This window comes from Haladaptatus rarus, assembly GCF_054177585.1.
Map to the genome: position 1 here is coordinate 493,171 of NZ_JBPEHG010000002.1, position 14,446 is coordinate 507,616.

Genomic DNA, 14,446 nt, shown 5'->3' on the forward strand with positions numbered 1-14,446 from the left:
AAAGTGATGGGTGATGCTCGAAGATTCGTTCGGGCGTGAGGTCACGGGCGTACGCGTCTCACTTACCGACCGGTGTAATTTCGACTGTGTCTACTGTCACAACGAGGGGCTTGGTGATACGCGTGGGCCGATGGAGCCACAGGACGACGAGATGAGTGCGGACGATGTCGTTCGGTTTCTGGAGGTGGCCCACGAATTCGACGTTAGGAAGGTAAAGTTCACGGGTGGGGAGCCGATGCTTCGGCAGGATTTAGAGGAGATCATCCGACGGACGCCGGACGGAATGGAGGTGTCGTTGACGACGAACGGTACCTTCCTCCCTGGGAGAGCCGAGGAACTTCGTGAGGCCGGACTGGAGCGAGTAAACGTCTCGCAGGACGCACTCGACCCGAAGGATTTCGCGGAAGTGACGAAGAGTGGCGCGTACGACAAGGTTCTCGAAGGTGTCGAAGCGGCACTCGACGCGGGACTCGACCCAGTGAAACTAAACATGGTCGTCTTCGAAGCGACTGCTGGTTACGTCCCCAAGATGGTCAAGCACGTCGCCGAGAACGACGGGCTGCAGCTACAACTCATCGAGTATATGCCCGAGTTGACCGGCAAGCCGGAGTGGGCGATCGATATCCAGCGCGTCCACGACTGGCTCGAAGAGCAAGCGGACGAGATCGAGGTTCGGGAGATGCATGGGCGAAAGCGATACTGGGTGAACGGCGGTATGGTCGAGATCGTCGACCCGGTGGAGAATCCAAGCTTCTGTTCGAATTGTCATCGCGTGCGCGTGACGCACGAGGGATACCTGAAAGGATGTCTCAATCGCAACGACGACCTCCGGTCGATGGGTGAGATGACGAAACCCGAGATTCGCGAGACGTTCCGGGAGACGGTCGCAAATCGTGTCCCGTACTACGGTGAGTACATGGTTCGGAATGGCGAGGGTGAGTGGGAAATAAACGACCAGTACATCGACGCCTGAGTCGGCGATAAGGTTGATAGGGGCAGGCTACGCTCCCTCTCGTATGCGACGACGGGCATTTCTCGTGAAGGCCACGGCGTTGGCAGGTGGTGTCGTCACGACACCGGTCGTCGGGAGTAGAGAGCAAGACAACGATGCTTCTTCGTACACGATTCTGGAGGAAACGGAACACGCGACGAAGGTGTTCGTTCAGAAGCGTGGTGACGGCCCGACGGCACTCGTCGTCGGCGGAATGCACGGTGACGAAACGAGTGGATATCGTGCAGCCGAGGACGTTGCGAAGTGGCAGATCGAGAGCGGAACGCTCGTCGTCCTTCCGAAAGCGAACCGAGTGGCGATCCGGAAGAACCAACGAGAGGGAGAGAACGGCGATCTCAATCGGCTGTTTCCCTCCGGTGAGGCATCGAAATCGAAACTCGCGCGAGCAATCTGGGACGTGGTCAACCGCCACGATCCGGATGTCGTTCTCGACTTGCACCGTTCTCTCGGCATCTACGGGTATCACGAGTCGTCTGTGGGGCAGATGATCTGGCCAACGGACGCAGGAAACGCAGGCAACCATGCGAAACAGACCGCCGAGCAGTTGAACGAGACCGTCGTGCCGTGGCACATGCCCTTCCACAACTACCGTCGCGGTGGCGAACTCACTGGGTCGCGACCGATGTTGGTCCACAAAGTGGCAGGCGACCTCAATAGACCGGGCTACATCGTCGAGACGACGAAGTTCCTCCTCGACCCAGGAACGAGAGTCCGGTGGACGAAACGGGCAGCGAGAGAGTTACTCGCCCGACACGGGATCGAACGGCGGGTGGAAGGATGAACGAGCGAAAACTGTTCGCTGGGCGGGCGGTTTGGGGTGCGTATCTACTGCTCGTCGGCCCACTCGTCTTGGGCGCACTGGACACCCGACTCATGACCCCGCTGGCTCTACCGGGGTATCTCGCGCTCACACTCGGTAGTTCGGTCGGAAGTTACATCTTCCCGACGTTCGAACTATGGGTGTTCTGGGCACCGTTTCTGGTCGGTGCTTATGGAGTCTCCGTGGTGCTGGCGGCGGCATATCGGCTGTTCCGGAAGACATTCGTTGCGTTTAAATACTAACCACCGGTAGAGTGGGACGCAGACAACTGTAGGGACACGCATCCCGAGTCCGGAAGGGCGAACGTAAGAGAGTGTGTCGAGGTAGCCTAGTCTGGCCCACGGCGCAGGGTTGCTAACTCTGTGGCGTCAAGCCTCGAGGGTTCGAATCCCTCCCTCGACGCTCCAAACTATCAACCATGAGTACGGAACAACCACAGGACGAAGACGACGACCTTCGGTACTTCGTCCGCATCGGGCAAACCGACCTCGATGGGACGAAGACCGTAGAGCGGTCGCTTTCAGAGATGAAAGGGATCGGTCGTCGCACGGCACGAATCATCGCCGAGGAGGCGGACGTCGACCGAACGGCGACGTTTGGCCGTCTCGACGAGGACGATATCGAAAGTGTCGTCGAAGTCGTGGAGAGTTACACCGAGCGAACTCCCGAGTGGCTCGCAAACCACCGCAAGGGATACTTCTCCGGTGAGACTACCCACGAAACTGGCAACGAAATGTCGCTGACGCGGCGACGTGACATCAACCGGATGAAGATGATCAGCTCCTACAAAGGCCTCCGCCACAAGCGTGGACAGAAGGTTCGCGGTCAGCGAACCAAGTCCACGGGCCGTACCGAGGGTACGGTCGGCGTGAACGTCGAGGAGATCAAAGAAGAAGCAGCCGCCGAGGGTGATGAAGAATAATGTCGCTTCCCGGTGAAAACACGAAGTTCTACGAGACGCCGAACCACCCGTTCCAGGGCGAGCGAATCGCCGAGGAACGCAGTCTGATGGATCGGTACGGACTGAAGAACAAAGAAGAGCTCTGGCGCGCCCAGAGTCAGCTTCGCAACTTCCGTCGTGAAGCTCGCCGACTGCTCGGCAGCATCACGGGCGACGAAGCAGAGGAGAGCGACGAGTTCCTCTCCCGTCTGAAGCGCATCGGCGTCCTCGACGAGGGCGACGAACTCGGTGACGTCCTGCTGCTCGACATCACGGACGTGCTGGAGCGCCGTCTTCAGACCGTTGCTTACCGGAAAGGACTGGCACACACGCCGAAGCAGGCTCGCCAGTTCATCACGCACGGGCACGTCACGGTGAACGACCGCCGTGTGTCGATCCCATCGTACAAGGTCGAAGTCGACGAGGAAGACTACGTCAACTTCGACGAGGGAAGCCCGATTGCAGACGAACTTCACCCAGAACGCGCGGGGGATAACGAATGAGCGACAACGACGAAAAGTGGGGCATCGCCCACGTGCACGCATCGTTCAACAACACCATCATCACGATCACCGATCTCACCGGAGCGGAGACGATCGCGAAGTCCTCCGGTGGCTCGGTCGTGAAACAGAACCGCGACGAGTCCTCGCCGTACGCAGCCATGCAGATGGCCGAGACGGTCGCCGAAGAGGTCAAAGCGGCTGGCATCGACGGCCTGCACGTCCGCGTGCGTGGCCCCGGTGGCAACCTGCAGCAGAATCCCGGTCCCGGTGCACAGGCGACGATTCGCGCGCTCGCCCGTGCCGGTATCGAGATTGGTCGTATCGAGGACGTGACGCCGATCCCGCACGACGGCACTCGCGCACCGAAAGGTAGTGGATTCTAACACATGACCGAAGACTTCGACGTAGAGTTCATCGACCGCACCGAACGCGAGGCACGGTTCCTCGTTCGTAACGTCACCCCGGCGTTCGCCAACGGCGTCCGTCGGGCCATGATCGCGGACGTGCCGACGCTGTCCATCGACGAACTTCGAGTCATCGAGAACTCCTCGGTGATGTTCGACGAGCAGATCGCGCTGCGGCTTGGTCTCGTCCCACTGACGACGCCACCCGGCGAGTTTGAAGAAGGCGACACCGTGACGCTCAGTCTCGACGTGTCGGGACCGGGCACTGCGTTCTCGGGCGACCTCATCAGCTCCGATGAGATGGTAGAGCCCGCCGACGATAACGTGCCGATCATCGACTTGAAAGACAGTCAACGCCTCGAACTGGAAGCCGACGCGGTACTCGGTACCGGGAAGGAACACGCCAAACATCAAGGTGGCGTCGCGGTCGGCTACCGTCACCTACAGCGCGTCGAAGTCGTCGGTGACCGGGACGAGTTCGGAGAGGAAGAACCCCAGATTCTCCGTGGCGTCATCGAAGACGATGGCGAGCTCGTTCCGACGGAGTCGTTCGACCACGACCTCACCAACCGGTTCCCCGGAAAGGAGGTCGAAGTTCACGACGTACCGAACGCCTTCGTGTTCCACGTCGAGAGTGACGGGTCGTTCACCGTCGAAGAACTCGTGACGCAGGCCGTCGATTCGCTGGCGGCGCGCGCAGACGAACTCGAACAGGCAATTCAACTATAATCATGACAGGCCCTTCGAACCACCCTGGCGCGTTTGCCCGTTCGGCACCGAGTGCCAACGCTCAGAAATGGCAGACCGAAACTGGTTTTAAGGGCCGCAGTCAACACTGTGTTGCCCACGAGGGTACGCACGTGTTCTCAGCGTGCAGGGATAGCCAAGTCTGGCCAACGGCGCAGCGTTCAGGGCGCTGTCTCGTAGGAGTCCGCAGGTTCAAATCCTGCTCCCTGCACTTCAGTTCTCAATACTTGGAGGAAGTAGCATGAGTAAAACTAACCCGAGGCTCAGTAGTCTCATCGCCGAACTCAAGTCGGTGTCCCGTGATTCGGACGCCGACGTGTGGAACGACGTTGCGACACGCCTCGAGAAACCACGGAGCTCACACGCGGAGGTCAACCTGGGCCGCATCGAGCGGTACGCACAGGAAGACGAAACCGTCGTCGTGCCCGGCAAGGTTCTCGGGAGCGGTGTCCTACAGAAGAACGTCACTGTTGCTGCAGTCGATTTCTCATCGACTGCGGAGACGAAGATAGAGCAGGCAAACGGCGAATCGATCAAACTCGAACAGGCAATCGAACAATACCCCAAGGGCTCGAACGTCCGGGTGATCCGATGAGTATCGCTGAATTCGACGCAGACACCATCGTCGACGCCCGAGATTGCATCCTCGGTCGTGTGGCGAGTCAGGTCGCACAGAAGGCGCTGGACGGCGAGCGAGTCGCCGTTGTCAACGCCGAGCAAGCTATCATCACCGGTAGCGAAGAGGACGTCAAAGGGAAATTCGAGACGCGCTTCAACCTGAGCTCCGACCAGGGTCCGTACTACCCGAAACGGCCGGATATGCTCGCCAAGCGCTCGATCCGCGGTATGCTTCCGTACAAGAAGCCGCGTGGCCGCACGGCCTTCGAGAACGTGCGTGTCTACGTCGGCAACCCGTACGACGAGGATGGCGAAGTCCTCGAAGGCACGTCCCTGGATCGACTCTCGAACATCCGCTTCGTCCAGTTGGGCGAAGTCAGCCGACACCTAGGTGCTAACGTCACATGGTAACGAACACGAGCGGCAAGAAGAAGACGGCCATCGCCCGCGCCACGGTCAAGGAGGGCGAAGGTCGCGTGCGAATCAACTCGAAACCAGTCGAACTGGTGGAACCGGAGATGGCCCGCCTCAAGATGCTCGAACCGTTCCGCATCGCGGACGACGAGCGCGAGGGCGTGGACGTAGAGGTCACCGTTTCGGGCGGTGGCATCACCGGACAGGCAGACGCCGTCCGCACCGCTATCGCCCGCGGCATCGTTCAGTACATGGGTGACGCCGAACTCCGTGATGCGTTCATGGAGTTCGACCGTTCCCTGCTGGTCAACGACGTTCGCCAGTCCGAACCCAAGAAGTGGGGCGGCCCCGGAGCCCGTGCCCGCTATCAGAAGTCCTACCGCTGAGGTGATTACCCCATGATGATCCCAGTTCGGTGTTTCACGTGCGGTAACGTCATCGGTGAGCACTGGCAGGAGTACAAGGCGCGTGCCGAGACCCAGATGGGCGACGAAGACCCAGCGGCGGTTCTCGACGACCTTGGCATCGAGCGTCACTGCTGCCGACGAATGATCGTCTCACACAAAGACCTCGTGGACATCGTCGCACCCTATCAGTGATGGCACAACAACACTACTCCCGATACGAGAAAGCCCGAATCCTCGGCGCACGAGCACTGCAAGTGTCGTACGGAGCGCCGGTTCTCATCGACACAGAGGAGTCCCAGCCAATACTCATCGCGGCAGAAGAGTACGACGCTGGTGTCCTCCCGTTCACGGTTCGACGTGAGGGAGAGCGATGACGCGTATCGAACGTGTCAGACTCCGACAGGTGCTCGACTCGCGTGGCAACGCGACCGTCGAAGCCGACGTGCTGACCGAGAGTGGCGGATTCGGTCGCGCTGCCGCACCGAGCGGGGCGAGTACGGGCGAATACGAAGCGATCGAACTCGAACCGGGCGAGGCGATCGCCGCGGCCCGCGAGCACGCGGTACCGCGCCTCGAAGGAACGGTGTACGTCGGCGACCAGCGGGACGTCGACCGCACCCTTCGCGTCGCAGACGGAAGCGAGAACTTCTCGGAGATCGGCGCGAACAGTGCCGTCGCCATCAGTATGGCTGCTGCGAAGTCCGCGGCGGACGTGCTCGGTGCACCACTCTATCAGCACCTCGGTGGTGCGTTCCGTGGCGAGAACTTCCCGATTCCACTCGGCAACGTCATCGGCGGCGGCGAACACGCGGCGGATGCGACGGCAATCCAGGAGTTCCTCGCAGCGCCTGTCGGCGCACCGAGCGTTCAGGACGCGGTGTTCGCTAACGCCGCAGTCCACCAGGAAGCCGCAGAGATCTTGGACGAGCGCGGCATCGCCGCCGCGAAGGGCGACGAAGGTGCGTGGGCACCGGCCATCGACGACGCAGAAGCGTTCGAGGTGATGGACGAAGCCGTCTCGAACGTCAGCGACGAGTTCGGGTTCGATATCCGATTCGGGCTCGATGTGGCCGCTGCCGAGTTGTACGAGGACGGCGAGTACCACTACCGCGACCGGACGCGCTCGCCCGACGAGCAGATCGACTACGTCGCGGAGCTGGTCGACGAGTACGACCTCGCCTACGTCGAAGATCCGCTGGACGAGAACGACTACGATGGGTTCGCGGAACTCACCGACCGGGTGGGCGACCAGACGCTCATCTGTGGTGACGATCTGTTCGTCACGAACGTCGAACGTCTCTCCGACGGCATCGAGCAGGGTGCGGCGAACAGCATCCTCATCAAGCCGAATCAGATCGGGACGCTCTCGGACGCCTTCGACGCAGTCGAACTCGCGGTCGAGAACGGCTACGACCCCGTCATCTCACACCGGAGTGGTGAAACCGAGGACACGACCATCGCACACCTCGCCGTGGCGACCGACGCCCCGTTCATCAAGACGGGCACGGTCGGTGGCGAGCGAACAGCAAAACTCAACGAACTCATCAGAATCGAGCAGAACGTATCACGACTATGAGCGAAAACGAATCCGAACAGGTAGAAGAAGAAACAGACGGTCTCGACGCCGCGGAAGAGGAGATTGACGCGGAGCCGACCGGCGAGTCCGGTGCAGAACCCGACGTCGACCCCGATGAAGACGTCGCCGCACAGGCGGACGAGACCGAAGAAGAAGAACCGCAGTTCGACGAGGACGTGCTCGGCGACGAGGAGGCAGACCTCCTCATCCCCGTCGAGGACTACCTCGGCGCTGGTGTCCACATCGGTACGCAGCAGAAGACCGAGGACATGGAGCGGTTCATCCACCGCGTTAGGACGGACGGGCTGTACGTCCTCGACGTGAGCATGACCGACCAGCGGATCCGCACGGCGGCGGACTTCCTCGCCAACTATAACCCCGAGCAGATCCTGGTCACGTCGTCGCGCCAGTACGGTCGCTTCCCAGCGGAGAAGTTCGCCGACGCCGTGGGCGCACGCGCCCGCACGGGTCGATTCATCCCCGGCACGCTGACCAATCCGAAGTACGACGGTTACATCGAACCCGACGTCGTCGTCGTCACTGACCCGATCGGCGACGCACAGGCGGTCAAGGAGGCCATCACGGTTGGCATCCCCGTCATCGCCATGTGTGACTCGAACAACAACACGAGCAACGTCGACCTCGTCGTTCCGACGAACAACAAAGGTCGCAAGGCGCTGTCGGTCGTCTACTGGCTGCTGGCCAACGAGACGCTCGACCGCCGCGGTGCCGAACCCGCCTACTCGCTCGACGACTTCGAGAGCGAGATTTAAACGCCGAATTTTCGAATCGGATTTGCGCTGTTTTACCGATCGCCTGGACGGTGTTAGCGTGGAGTGGTAGCTGATTCGTGGAGTGTTCCCGGTCGTGAGCTCGAATTTAGCCGATTACGCGTGGTTCCTTTTGGAGTTGGCATCAACTAGCGTCCCGGAAATACCAGTTGGAGCAGCTGTGCTCTCGCTGGTAACGAGTCAGTTTCGGGCATCGGGGAGAAATCGTCTCCAACACGGGAGTTCATTCGAAAAAAGTGATACCCCCGGCTCACCGAGAGTACGACATGACAGTTTCGAGCGCCCCGGGGAAGGTGTACCTGTTCGGGGAGCACGCCGTCGTCTACGGCGAACCCGCAGTGCCCTGTGCCATCGAACGCCGGGCGACGGTTACCATGGAATCGCGCGACGACGACCGACTCCGAGTCCATCTGAAAGATCTGAGCCTCGAAGGGTTCACGGTCGAATACAGCGGTGGCACCGACGACACACCGGACGTGGACGCCTCCGAATCGCTCGTCCGGGCCGGAGTAGGCTACATCGACGCTGCGATCGAACAGGCCCGCGACGCGACCGACTCGCCGGACGCTGGCTTCGACATCACCGTCGAGAGCGACATCCCGCTTGGTGCCGGACTCGGCTCCTCGGCGGCGGTGACGGTGGCGGCCATCGACGCTGCGACCCGAGAGTTGGGCGTCAAGCTCCCGACCGAGGAGATCGCAGACCGGGCGTACCGCGCGGAACTCACGGTACAAGAGGGCGAAGCCTCGCGCGCGGACACGTTCTGCTCGGCGACCGGTGGAGCAGTCCGCGTGGAGGGCGACGACTGCCGGGCGATCGAGGCCCCAGAGCTCCCCATCGTCGTCGGTTTCGACGGTGGTGCCGGCGACACGGGGAAGCTCGTCGCTGGGGTTCGCGCACTCCGCGAGAAATACGACTTCGCCGCCGACACCGTCGAGAACATCGGTGATATCGTCCGCCAGGGTGAGCAGGTGCTGGCCGAGGGTGAGATCGACGAACTCGGGCGATTGATGAACTTCAATCACGGCTTACTGGAGGCACTCGGCGTCTCCTCGCGCTCGCTCGACAACATGGTCTGGGCAGCCCGCGACGCGGGCGCACTCGGGGCGAAGCTGACCGGCGCGGGCGGTGGCGGCTGCATCGTCGCGCTCGACCCGACGGACGAGACCAAGACCGCACTTCGGTTCACGCCGGGCTGCGAGGACGCCTTCCGCGCGGAACTCGATACCGAAGGGGTGCGGACAGAATGAGTCTCACCGTGCTCAAACTCGGCGGGAGCGTCATCACCGACAAAGACCGAGCCGATACGCTGGACGACGCGACCCTGAACCACGTCGCCGACGCGGTGAGCGAGGCAAGCGTCGAAAACCTCGCGCTCGTCCACGGTGGCGGAAGCTTCGGCCACCATCACGCCAGCAAACACGGCGTCTCGAAGACGGAGGGAACACACGATGCGGGGGCGACAGTCGATATCCACAGTGCGATGAAGACGTTGAACGAAGTCGTCATCACGCGCCTCCACGAGCGTGGCGTCCCCGCCGTGCCCGTACATCCGTTCTCGGTTGCGGCCCGCGATGCGACGGCGACATTGACACTCTCCGTCCAGCATATCGAGACCATGCTCGGCGAGGGGTTCGTCCCCGTTCTGCACGGCGATGTCGTCGTGCACGAAGATGCTGGCGTGACGGTGGTCAGCGGCGACGAACTCGTCGTTTCGGTTGCCGACCAACTCGACGCCGACAGCGTCGGATTCTGCTCGACCGTGCCCGGTGTCCTGGACGAGGATGACTCGGTCATCGCCGAGATCACCGCCTACGAACAGGTCGAAGCCGTCCTCGGCGAAAGCGAATCGACGGACGTGACCGGCGGCATGGCCGGAAAAGTTCGGGCGTTGCTCGAACTCGGCGCGCCAGCGTCGATCTTCGGCCCGGACGACGTAGCGGCGTTCCTCTCGGGCGAGACGCCGGGAACGCGCATCGACGGCTAAACTGAAGAGACGGTGCGCTCTGGCGAGCGCAGTTCGAGAGAGAAAAGCTGTTTTACGACGTTACGACCGTGCTCGTCGAAGCTGGCGCAGCCCCGGCACGATGACCCAGAAGAAGAGCATGCCGAAGATGGCGAACCAGAAGAACGCCTCGCGGAGGATGATGGCGAGGTTACCGTACATATCCAAGGTTCCCGGGATCTCACCGATGAGTTGCGTATCTTCGAAACCGGGGGTCGTGTACCAGCCCGACAGAACCATCCAGGCGAGTCCCGCAGCCGTGGCGATACCGAGTCCCTTTGCGAATTCGTCAGCCATTGTTTGAGGGTTCGTCGGAGCCATCTTTAGACTTTCCCATTCCCTCGGCACGGAATCGTGTGGAGAACGCATACACCGCGGCTCCCGCTACGATGAGTATCAGGCCGAAGATGGCGAGCGGGAAATCTACTTGCGGGAGCGCTGCGGTCGCCCGGTCGGTCGCCACGTCCAGTGCGATGAACCCACCGACGACCGTGACGACCGCAAAGAGTGTCGAGAAGACGGTCACCGCTTTGTACATTCGAAGCGGGACGACCACGTTGCGGGAACGAATTCCTGACGATTCCGTGTCGCGGTCGCTCTTCTCGTCGTCACGCGTCGAATAACTCGTCTCGAAATCGTCGTCCCGGCCAGACATAAAAAAGAGGGCCTACTTCGGTGGCCGCAGGCGATAGTACCGGCGGTTGAGGCTGAACATGTAGCCCTCTCGCATCGACTTCAACACTGCGTAGGTGATGGTTCCAGCCACGATGGGAACGAGGAACGCCAGGTCGAACGTGAGGTGTGCGTTGATGGGGAGCAGGTTCTTGATGGACAGTGCGCTGATGGTGATCGCGAACACGACGCCGAACATACCGACTGCCGCCCAGAACGGCTGTTCGACGGGGCGCCGTGCGCTCCCTTTGTTCAGGAACGGCACGATAGCGATCGCGCCGACGACGACGACGTTCGCCACGACACCGTAGGTACGGTCTGCCATCAACTTGTCACCGCCGAGGATGGCCAGTTCGGGGTTGAGCGGCCCCAGCTTCAGCAGGCCGAACGACCAGTAGAGATACCAGTCGGGCAGGATGATCGCCGGGGTGGAACTCGGGTCTGCTGGTGGGCCGAGGTGCGGCGGGAGCGTCGCCGAGAGGAACAGGATCATCCCGACGAAGAAGCTCGTTATCGAGAGATTCCGGATCATCTCGTGTGGCCACGTCGGGAACGCCAGCACGTCGCGCTCGACGTAGCTGGATTCCTGTCGGAGGTCTTGGTCCTCGCGGCGTGCGCGTTCGAAGTATTCGTAGGTCAGCCGGGAGAGACCCTGCGTGCGCTGTTTGCGTTCGAGCCACGACGGGGTCTCGTCGTCCGGCGGGACGATGCCGGTACCGCTTCCGTCAGTTCGGGTTTCGTTTTCGTCTGTCATTGGTATCAGTGTGGTTCCGCGATGCCCTGCATCCAGACGATGCCGATGTGGATCGCGATGAGCGTGGTCACGACGAACGGCAACAGGAACACGTGCAGGATATACATCCGTTGCAGCGTCGCCTGACTCAGGCTGAATCCGCCGAACAGCAGTTGGGCGACCCACTCACCGATGAGTGGGACGGAGAGGCTCATCTCGACGCCGATCTGTCCGGCCCAGAACGCGAGCTGGTCCCACGGAAGCAGGTAGCCCGTGTATCCGAACACCATCGTCAGGCTGATGAGGATGATGCCGATGAGCCAGTTGACCTCGCGGGGTTCCTTGTACGCGCCCGTGAAGTAGACACGCAGCATGTGAAGGAACACAGCGGCGACCATCACCTGTGCCGACCAGCGATGGATACTCCGGAGCATGAACCCGAAGTTGAGGTCGGTCATGATCAGCGTCAACTGCTGGTACGCTGCCGATGGGTCTCCCTGAGCGGCCGCTGTCGACGGCGAGTAGTAGAACCCGAGCAGCGCGCCACTGATCGCCGCAACGACGTACGCGATGGTCGAGAAACTACCGAGCGCGTACAGCGGATACCAGTACCAGAACTTGTTGTCGAGGCCGTACTGTTCCGTGTGGCTTTTCGGCATCTGGAGGTTGACGCGATAGTACAGCGTCTCCAAGATCTCGAGATAGTCCACGATGCGGAACCGACGATCCATCCAGATGAGCGTCGTGAGGAACGTGGTCTCGATGGGCGTGAGATCTTTCTCACGCAGCCACTCGCCGTGATCGTATTCGTCTTTGCGTTCGATACTCATTTACTCGTCCTCCGGACGTGGCAATGCCACGAACGATTTCTTGACGATGCTGTAGGGGTCGTAGATGGACTGGTGGCACGGACAGTAGATCATGTCTTCCGCGCCGAACTTCGCGGCACCTGCGATGCCCTTGAATGCGGGGACACAACAGAAGTGCGTACATTTGTTCAGGTTGGCGATGAACCCTTTATCAGTGCTCGCTTTCAGCCACTCGTTGCCCTTCGCCATCTCTTCAACGTTCGTACTACGGATGAGCTGGACGGTCATCGTCTGGCTCGAAGGAACGTCCTGCGAGCGCCACGTCACCATCGCCGGTTTTCCGAGACCGGACTTCCCGATGCCGTTGCCCCACGACTTGTAGTCGGTGAAGTCGTCGACGTGAACCTTGTCTCCAGCCTTCACCTCGCTGGCTTGCCAATCGTATCCGGCACCTTCCTTGTACCGGAAGTAGTTGTCCATGTCGGCTTCAGGGTCGACGCCTTTGTACGTCTGGACACCGCAGTACTGGAACCATTCGGCCGAGTACGTGATCCCGCCGATATTCGTCTCGGCGACCGTGACCTCTCGGCCTTGAACGGTTTTCGTTTCTGGCTTGGGGAATATCCCTTTGACGAACCCCTTGCTGTCGATCTCGATGGGAATCTGTGGCATCGCGCGAGGCGCGGGACCGTCGGTGTTCTCCATCCCCATGAACTGGGTGATACCGCCACCTTCGCCGGTCGGGGACGTCGCCGATTTGAGTGTGGCGGCCCCAGCGGTGCCGACCCCGGCGAGCGTCGCACTTCCGACGACGCCTTTGACGAAACGGCGGCGACCTGTGCTTTCCGGATATTTGTCGTCTCCTGCCATTGTTTATCGTTTGTAGTATGGGTACACTGCTCGTTTGAACTGATCCCACGCATCACCGAACGATTCGGTTCCGTACTGCTCTTCTTCGCGGACGTAGAGGTCTTCCCACTTGCGACGACGCTTCTTGACAATCATCACGTCGGGGAGGAACTCCTTGCGGTACAGCATGAGCACGAACGCGAGGTCGATGAAGATGACCGCGAGGACGCCCCCGAGGTACATGTTCCCGACCTCCGAAAGGCCCCAACCGTTGAGCAGTCCGTAGGTGAACAGGCCGACGAACACGACTTCGATAATCGTCAACAAGACGATCGAGATCGCAGCAGTCGTACTCTCACGGGCCGGTTCGTATCGGTGAATGTCTCCGTACGTGCTTCCTGAGGATGACATTTATCTGTTCCCTCCACTGGTGTTTGCCGATTCGCCGTACTTCAGGAAGAAGAACGTGTAGATGAGCGAAACGATCATCATCAGAATCGTCGCGATTCCGACGTAGTGTGCCTGGAACGGCACGCCCATCTCTTCCGGGTCTGCTTCTTCGGCAGCACCGCCGCCACCGCCGCCAGACGATCCGACCTGGATCGTCCCGGTCATCCCGGCGCTCTTGTGCGGCGCACAGTAGTACTCGTACTTACCCGGCGTCTCGAACGTGTGCGAGTAGGTGTAGCCGGAGTCGTACGTCTTGCTCTCGCCACCCGGCGTCCCTTTCCAACTCGACCCGCTCGGCTGGCTCTCGGGGATGACGTTGTGAGTGTTCGACTCCCAGACCCACTTCACCGTCGTTCCCGGTGAGATCGACAACTCGGTTGGTTCGAAGACGAGTTCGCCGCCGGGGCCGGTTTTCACCGTTTTCGTCGGGCCCCCGCCGCCGCCCCCGCCTTTCGATTGATTCCCGCTAGACTCGTTTCCACTTGACTGGTTGCCGCCTCCAGACGTCGTCGTGGTTCCACCAGACCCGTTTCCGCCGGACTGGTTTCCACCTCCTGACGTGGTCGTCTGCTGCGCACCAGCGGGTGCCGCCGCCGCGGCAGTTCCGCCAGCAACGCCGCTGGCCGCCAGTAGAAAGTCCCGCCTCTTCATACACGTGTTGCTCAGGATGGGACTTGCTTAAAGCCACCGATGCCG

At 61.1% G+C, this 14,446-nt stretch carries 23 protein-coding genes and 2 tRNA genes; 18 read left to right on the plus strand and 7 right to left on the minus strand.

The window, feature by feature from the left end; translation table 11 throughout:
• Positions 1–13 precede the first annotated feature (13 nt).
• From moaA to ACR3FE_RS07910, 18 genes are all read left to right on the plus strand, one after another.
• On the plus strand, positions 14–973 hold the full coding sequence (gene moaA, locus ACR3FE_RS07825) for a GTP 3',8-cyclase MoaA (RefSeq protein WP_458206519.1): 960 nt from the start codon (positions 14–16) through the stop codon (positions 971–973).
• A 43-nt stretch (positions 974–1,016) separates the two neighbouring features.
• Positions 1,017–1,793 (plus strand): M99 family carboxypeptidase catalytic domain-containing protein, encoded by a 777-nt coding sequence (locus ACR3FE_RS07830; RefSeq protein WP_458206520.1) that lies wholly within the window; start codon positions 1,017–1,019, stop codon positions 1,791–1,793.
• A complete protein-coding gene (locus ACR3FE_RS07835; RefSeq protein WP_458206521.1) occupies positions 1,790–2,074 on the plus strand; it encodes a hypothetical protein in 285 nt (94 codons plus the stop codon). The genes ACR3FE_RS07830 and ACR3FE_RS07835 overlap by 4 nt, the downstream gene beginning before the upstream one ends.
• A gap of 75 nt (positions 2,075–2,149) precedes the next feature.
• Positions 2,150–2,234 (plus strand) — tRNA-Ser (locus ACR3FE_RS07840).
• A gap of 16 nt (positions 2,235–2,250) precedes the next feature.
• Entirely contained in the window at positions 2,251–2,754 is a 504-nt protein-coding gene (locus ACR3FE_RS07845) for a 30S ribosomal protein S13 (RefSeq protein ID WP_458206522.1), read from the plus strand.
• Complete coding sequence (locus tag ACR3FE_RS07850) at positions 2,754–3,275, plus strand: 30S ribosomal protein S4 (RefSeq protein ID WP_458206523.1); 522 nt, start codon at positions 2,754–2,756, stop codon at positions 3,273–3,275. Before ACR3FE_RS07845 ends, ACR3FE_RS07850 begins: the two co-directional genes overlap by 1 nt.
• On the plus strand, positions 3,272–3,658 hold the full coding sequence (locus tag ACR3FE_RS07855) for a 30S ribosomal protein S11 (protein ID WP_227354999.1): 387 nt from the start codon (positions 3,272–3,274) through the stop codon (positions 3,656–3,658). The genes ACR3FE_RS07850 and ACR3FE_RS07855 overlap by 4 nt, the downstream gene beginning before the upstream one ends.
• A 3-nt stretch (positions 3,659–3,661) precedes the next feature.
• Positions 3,662–4,408, plus strand: coding sequence for a DNA-directed RNA polymerase subunit D (locus ACR3FE_RS07860; RefSeq protein WP_458206524.1), 747 nt, complete (start codon positions 3,662–3,664; stop codon positions 4,406–4,408).
• Between the two features lie 144 nt (positions 4,409–4,552).
• Positions 4,553–4,637: transfer RNA gene (locus tag ACR3FE_RS07865), tRNA-Leu, on the plus strand.
• Between the two features lie 30 nt (positions 4,638–4,667).
• Entirely contained in the window at positions 4,668–5,021 is a 354-nt protein-coding gene (locus ACR3FE_RS07870; RefSeq protein WP_458206525.1) for a 50S ribosomal protein L18e, read from the plus strand.
• Positions 5,018–5,455 (plus strand): 50S ribosomal protein L13, encoded by a 438-nt coding sequence (locus ACR3FE_RS07875; protein WP_458206526.1) that lies wholly within the window; start codon positions 5,018–5,020, stop codon positions 5,453–5,455. Before ACR3FE_RS07870 ends, ACR3FE_RS07875 begins: the two co-directional genes overlap by 4 nt.
• Positions 5,449–5,844 carry a 30S ribosomal protein S9 gene (locus ACR3FE_RS07880; RefSeq protein ID WP_458206527.1) on the plus strand — a complete coding sequence of 132 codons (396 nt, stop codon included), beginning with the start codon at positions 5,449–5,451 and terminating at the stop codon, positions 5,842–5,844. Before ACR3FE_RS07875 ends, ACR3FE_RS07880 begins: the two co-directional genes overlap by 7 nt.
• Before the next feature lie 12 nt (positions 5,845–5,856).
• Positions 5,857–6,057 carry a DNA-directed RNA polymerase subunit N gene (locus ACR3FE_RS07885; protein ID WP_458206528.1) on the plus strand — a complete coding sequence of 67 codons (201 nt, stop codon included), beginning with the start codon at positions 5,857–5,859 and terminating at the stop codon, positions 6,055–6,057.
• On the plus strand, positions 6,057–6,239 hold the full coding sequence (locus ACR3FE_RS07890) for a DNA-directed RNA polymerase subunit K (RefSeq protein ID WP_458206529.1): 183 nt from the start codon (positions 6,057–6,059) through the stop codon (positions 6,237–6,239). Before ACR3FE_RS07885 ends, ACR3FE_RS07890 begins: the two co-directional genes overlap by 1 nt.
• Positions 6,236–7,441 (plus strand): phosphopyruvate hydratase, encoded by a 1,206-nt coding sequence (gene eno, locus ACR3FE_RS07895; protein ID WP_458206530.1) that lies wholly within the window; start codon positions 6,236–6,238, stop codon positions 7,439–7,441. Before ACR3FE_RS07890 ends, eno begins: the two co-directional genes overlap by 4 nt.
• Entirely contained in the window at positions 7,438–8,214 is a 777-nt protein-coding gene (gene rpsB, locus ACR3FE_RS07900; RefSeq protein ID WP_458206531.1) for a 30S ribosomal protein S2, read from the plus strand. The genes eno and rpsB overlap by 4 nt, the downstream gene beginning before the upstream one ends.
• 284 nt (positions 8,215–8,498) lie before the next feature.
• Positions 8,499–9,482: a mevalonate kinase gene (mvk, locus tag ACR3FE_RS07905; RefSeq protein WP_458206532.1), complete on the plus strand. Its 984-nt coding sequence runs from the start codon at positions 8,499–8,501 to the stop codon at positions 9,480–9,482.
• Entirely contained in the window at positions 9,479–10,219 is a 741-nt protein-coding gene (locus tag ACR3FE_RS07910; RefSeq protein ID WP_458206533.1) for an isopentenyl phosphate kinase, read from the plus strand. The genes mvk and ACR3FE_RS07910 overlap by 4 nt, the downstream gene beginning before the upstream one ends.
• A gap of 60 nt (positions 10,220–10,279) precedes the next feature.
• Here the strand turns inward: ACR3FE_RS07910 and ACR3FE_RS07915 are convergent, their stop codons facing one another.
• From ACR3FE_RS07915 to ACR3FE_RS07945, 7 genes are read right to left on the minus strand one after another with little or no spacing between them, the layout of a single operon-like run.
• Positions 10,280–10,534 (minus strand): DUF7314 family protein, encoded by a 255-nt coding sequence (locus tag ACR3FE_RS07915; protein ID WP_458206535.1) that lies wholly within the window; start codon positions 10,532–10,534, stop codon positions 10,280–10,282.
• A complete protein-coding gene (locus ACR3FE_RS07920; RefSeq protein WP_458206536.1) occupies positions 10,527–10,892 on the minus strand; it encodes a DUF7315 family membrane protein in 366 nt (121 codons plus the stop codon). Before ACR3FE_RS07920 ends, ACR3FE_RS07915 begins: the two co-directional genes overlap by 8 nt.
• A gap of 12 nt (positions 10,893–10,904) precedes the next feature.
• On the minus strand, positions 10,905–11,663 hold the full coding sequence (locus tag ACR3FE_RS07925) for a cytochrome b family protein (RefSeq protein ID WP_458206537.1): 759 nt from the start codon (positions 11,661–11,663) through the stop codon (positions 10,905–10,907).
• Positions 11,664–11,668: 5 nt separating this feature from the next.
• Complete coding sequence (locus ACR3FE_RS07930) at positions 11,669–12,472, minus strand: cytochrome b (RefSeq protein WP_458206538.1); 804 nt, start codon at positions 12,470–12,472, stop codon at positions 11,669–11,671.
• Entirely contained in the window at positions 12,473–13,321 is an 849-nt protein-coding gene (locus tag ACR3FE_RS07935; protein WP_458206539.1) for a ubiquinol-cytochrome c reductase iron-sulfur subunit, read from the minus strand. It lies immediately after the preceding gene.
• A 3-nt stretch (positions 13,322–13,324) separates the two neighbouring features.
• Complete coding sequence (locus ACR3FE_RS07940) at positions 13,325–13,711, minus strand: DUF7318 family protein (protein ID WP_458206540.1); 387 nt, start codon at positions 13,709–13,711, stop codon at positions 13,325–13,327.
• Complete coding sequence (locus tag ACR3FE_RS07945) at positions 13,712–14,401, minus strand: plastocyanin/azurin family copper-binding protein (protein ID WP_458206541.1); 690 nt, start codon at positions 14,399–14,401, stop codon at positions 13,712–13,714. It lies immediately after the preceding gene.
• Positions 14,402–14,446: the final 45 nt, after the last annotated feature.

What these genes read in the sequence shown, in the direction of transcription:
- ACR3FE_RS07885 (WP_458206528.1), top strand. Translation starts at nt 5,857, where the DNA reads ATGATGATCCCAGTTCGGTGTTTCACGTGCGGTAACGTCATCGGTGAG.
- moaA (WP_458206519.1), top strand. Translation starts at nt 14, where the DNA reads ATGCTCGAAGATTCGTTCGGGCGTGAGGTCACGGGCGTACGCGTCTCA.
- ACR3FE_RS07890 (WP_458206529.1), top strand. Translation starts at nt 6,057, where the DNA reads ATGGCACAACAACACTACTCCCGATACGAGAAAGCCCGAATCCTCGGC.
- ACR3FE_RS07830 (WP_458206520.1), top strand. Translation starts at nt 1,017, where the DNA reads ATGCGACGACGGGCATTTCTCGTGAAGGCCACGGCGTTGGCAGGTGGT.
- mvk (WP_458206532.1), top strand. Translation starts at nt 8,499, where the DNA reads ATGACAGTTTCGAGCGCCCCGGGGAAGGTGTACCTGTTCGGGGAGCAC.
- eno (WP_458206530.1), top strand. Translation starts at nt 6,236, where the DNA reads ATGACGCGTATCGAACGTGTCAGACTCCGACAGGTGCTCGACTCGCGT.
- ACR3FE_RS07940 (WP_458206540.1), bottom strand. Translation starts at nt 13,711, where the DNA reads ATGTCATCCTCAGGAAGCACGTACGGAGACATTCACCGATACGAACCG.
- ACR3FE_RS07880 (WP_458206527.1), top strand. Translation starts at nt 5,449, where the DNA reads ATGGTAACGAACACGAGCGGCAAGAAGAAGACGGCCATCGCCCGCGCC.
- ACR3FE_RS07870 (WP_458206525.1), top strand. Translation starts at nt 4,668, where the DNA reads ATGAGTAAAACTAACCCGAGGCTCAGTAGTCTCATCGCCGAACTCAAG.
- ACR3FE_RS07875 (WP_458206526.1), top strand. Translation starts at nt 5,018, where the DNA reads ATGAGTATCGCTGAATTCGACGCAGACACCATCGTCGACGCCCGAGAT.
- ACR3FE_RS07935 (WP_458206539.1), bottom strand. Translation starts at nt 13,321, where the DNA reads ATGGCAGGAGACGACAAATATCCGGAAAGCACAGGTCGCCGCCGTTTC.
- ACR3FE_RS07855 (WP_227354999.1), top strand. Translation starts at nt 3,272, where the DNA reads ATGAGCGACAACGACGAAAAGTGGGGCATCGCCCACGTGCACGCATCG.
- ACR3FE_RS07945 (WP_458206541.1), bottom strand. Translation starts at nt 14,401, where the DNA reads ATGAAGAGGCGGGACTTTCTACTGGCGGCCAGCGGCGTTGCTGGCGGA.
- ACR3FE_RS07860 (WP_458206524.1), top strand. Translation starts at nt 3,662, where the DNA reads ATGACCGAAGACTTCGACGTAGAGTTCATCGACCGCACCGAACGCGAG.
- ACR3FE_RS07920 (WP_458206536.1), bottom strand. Translation starts at nt 10,892, where the DNA reads ATGTCTGGCCGGGACGACGATTTCGAGACGAGTTATTCGACGCGTGAC.
- ACR3FE_RS07930 (WP_458206538.1), bottom strand. Translation starts at nt 12,472, where the DNA reads ATGAGTATCGAACGCAAAGACGAATACGATCACGGCGAGTGGCTGCGT.
- ACR3FE_RS07915 (WP_458206535.1), bottom strand. Translation starts at nt 10,534, where the DNA reads ATGGCTGACGAATTCGCAAAGGGACTCGGTATCGCCACGGCTGCGGGA.
- ACR3FE_RS07910 (WP_458206533.1), top strand. Translation starts at nt 9,479, where the DNA reads ATGAGTCTCACCGTGCTCAAACTCGGCGGGAGCGTCATCACCGACAAA.
- ACR3FE_RS07835 (WP_458206521.1), top strand. Translation starts at nt 1,790, where the DNA reads ATGAACGAGCGAAAACTGTTCGCTGGGCGGGCGGTTTGGGGTGCGTAT.
- ACR3FE_RS07845 (WP_458206522.1), top strand. Translation starts at nt 2,251, where the DNA reads ATGAGTACGGAACAACCACAGGACGAAGACGACGACCTTCGGTACTTC.
- ACR3FE_RS07925 (WP_458206537.1), bottom strand. Translation starts at nt 11,663, where the DNA reads ATGACAGACGAAAACGAAACCCGAACTGACGGAAGCGGTACCGGCATC.
- rpsB (WP_458206531.1), top strand. Translation starts at nt 7,438, where the DNA reads ATGAGCGAAAACGAATCCGAACAGGTAGAAGAAGAAACAGACGGTCTC.
- ACR3FE_RS07850 (WP_458206523.1), top strand. Translation starts at nt 2,754, where the DNA reads ATGTCGCTTCCCGGTGAAAACACGAAGTTCTACGAGACGCCGAACCAC.